The organism is Rhodococcus sp. EPR-134 (assembly GCF_001647205.1).
GTDB lineage: Bacteria > Actinomycetota > Actinomycetes > Mycobacteriales > Mycobacteriaceae > Rhodococcus_F > Rhodococcus_F qingshengii.
The window spans coordinates 1-2,545 of record NZ_LVCT01000343.1 but is presented as its reverse complement, the minus strand read 5'-3'; the positions used below and the strand labels follow the sequence as shown (position 1 = coordinate 2,545).

General features: G+C 61.5%; 2 protein-coding genes. One reads left to right on the top strand and one right to left on the bottom strand.

Features of this window, described 5'->3' with window-relative positions; all coding sequences use genetic code 11:
• On the top strand, positions 1-1,870 hold a 1,870-nt coding region (locus A2J01_RS15435; protein WP_156519288.1), incomplete at its 5' end, for a DUF7927 domain-containing protein.
• A gap of 78 nt (positions 1,871-1,948) precedes the next feature.
• Here the strand turns inward: A2J01_RS15435 and A2J01_RS15430 are convergent.
• The coding region (locus A2J01_RS15430) for a PhoX family protein (RefSeq protein ID WP_156519287.1) at positions 1,949-2,545 on the bottom strand (597 nt) is incomplete at its 5' end.

Here is a 2,545-nt window from a genome sequence, read left to right as displayed (position 1 = left end):
GAAGGCTGCGGATCCGGTGTCGGGTTCGAATGTTGTTGCCGGTCAGGACATCAAGTACACGCTCACGTTCTCGAACACCGGTAACGGTGCGGGTGAGGTCGCGTACTTCGATGATTTGCGTCAGGTTGTGGACAAGGGTGCATTGAGTGGTTTGGCTGCTGATGCTCCGTTGGTTGCGACGATGGTCGGCAGTGATGGTTTCTCGGTGACGGGAACCTTGGCGGCCGGCGAAACGAAGACGGTGACGTATTCGGTGAAGGTCAATGCCGATGTGGTCGGTGGGGTGTTCGTGAACAACTTCGTTGTTCCGGGTACGACTCCGCCGGTTGATCCTCCGGAGGTGTGTGATCCGGCGACGCAACTGTGCACGACGCATCCGGTGAAGGTTCCGGGGTTCACGGTCGCGAAGGCTGCGGATCCGGTGTCGGGTACCAATGTTGCTGCGGGTCAGACGATCACGTATACGGTGACCGGTTCCAACACGGGTAACACGACTCTTGATCCGGTGGTGTTGACCGATGATCTGTCGAAGGTTCTCGACAACGCGACGTTGGTGGACGGTTCGCTCAAGGCAACTGTCGACAGTGTCGACGGTGCTGCTCCGACCCTGTCGGGCACCACGCTCTCGTGGACTGGTGCGTTGGAAGCCGGTAAGTCGGTTGTTCTGACCTATCAGGTGAAGATCAACGACGGTGTTGCCGGCGGGGTTCTGATCAACAACAAGGTCACCGGTACTGCGAAGCCGCCGACGGGTCCGGAGATCACTCCTCCGCCGGTGACGACCGAGCATCCGGTGGATGGCACACCCGCGATCGAGGTACTGAAGTCCTCTGTTCCGTCCACCACGAACCGTGTGGTTGGCGGCCAGGAGATCACGTACACGCTCACGTTCAAGAATGTGGGCACCGCGGATGGTGAGATCAGTTTCTACGACGATCTCACCGACGTTCTCGACGATGCAGTAATGACGAAGGATCCGGCTACCACTTCCACGCTGGTTGTTTCGGGTGTCGTCGACAACGTCTTCACGGTCACCGGCAAGCTGGCCAAGGGTGAGAGCGCGACCGTGACGTACACCGTCAAGGTCAATCCTGAGATCGGAACGTTGTCAGGTCCCGGATTCACTCCGGGTGTCCTGAACAACTACCTGGTGGTTGGTGGCGAGAACCCGCCAGTGGACTGTGTCCCGGGCGACGCTCTCTGCACCGAACACCCGATAGACCCGCCGGAGACCACCACTACGGTGCCGCCGACGACCACCACGACGCCGCCGGTCACGACGGAGCCCTGTGTTCCTCCGACGACGACCACGCGGATGGTTCCGACGACAACGGTTGCGACGACGACGGCTAGCGCGATCACTGCCGGTGACGCTGATGTGACCGGTACGGAGGAATCCACCACCACGGAGGAGACCACCACAGAGGAGACCACGACAGAAGAAGTTGTCGCGGAGGAGATTGTGGATCCGTGTGGCGTGACGACAACGACGCCGCCGACGACAACGCCGCCGGTCACGACAGTTCCGCCGACCACGACGGTTCCGAACACGACGGTGCCGGTTACACCGACGATCATCATTCCCCCGATCGTCGTTGTGCCTCCGATCGTCGTACCGCCGACGGTTCCGGGTCAGCCGGTTCCGAGCACGGTTCCGGGACAGCCGAAGCCGCCGACAGCAAACCCGGGTCAGCCGGGTCAGCCGAAGCCGTCTGCTCCTCAGGGCGGGACGATCAACTCGGGTGGTGGCGCTGGTGAGAGTGGCGTGAACACCGGGTTGCTCGCAGCAGGTGGATTGGTTCTGCTGCTGGCGCTGGGAACGGGTGTTGTTCTCCTGACGCGTAAGCGTCGCGAGGACGGTGACAACTGATTCTCTTGAGAATCTGAGGTAAACGACGTGGGGCAGATCGCAGAGTATGCGATCTGCCCCACGTCGTTTTCATGTGTGTTACGAGCCGAGCCGAGATCCGTCCTTCTTCCAGGCTGCAACTACCGACGGGCGAGGCTGGGAAGAACCACCGTCTGGCCAATGGGATGCGGGGCTTTCGATGCTGGCGTCGTCGGTCTCGCCGGGGTGCTGGACGCAGACGATGACGCGCTTCTCGTCCACGATGGGGCCGCAGGTTTCGGCGCCGACGGGAACGGTGAGGAACTGCTTTGTCTCACCGCGGTTTTCGCCTTCGAGGACAACGCTGAACAGCCCGTCGTTGGACTTGAGTGCGTTGCCGTCGGTGGAGATCCACAGGTTTCCGTGCGGGTCGAAGGCAAGGTTGTCCGGGCACGAGATGGGACTGACCTTGTTCTTGTCGAAACCGCCGAAGTAGGTATCGGCTGTGGCTGGATCTCCGCAGACGAGAAGAAGATTCCAGCCGAACGTGGTGCCGGCGTGGTCGTCGGTGATTTCGAGGACCTGGCCGTTCTTGTTGTTGTTGCGCGGGTTCGCCTCGTCGGCCGCGGCGCCACCGTCGACTCCGCGCTTGGTGTTGTTGGTCAGTGCGACGTAAACCTTGCCGCTCTTCGGGTTTGCCTCGAAGTCCTCGGGGCG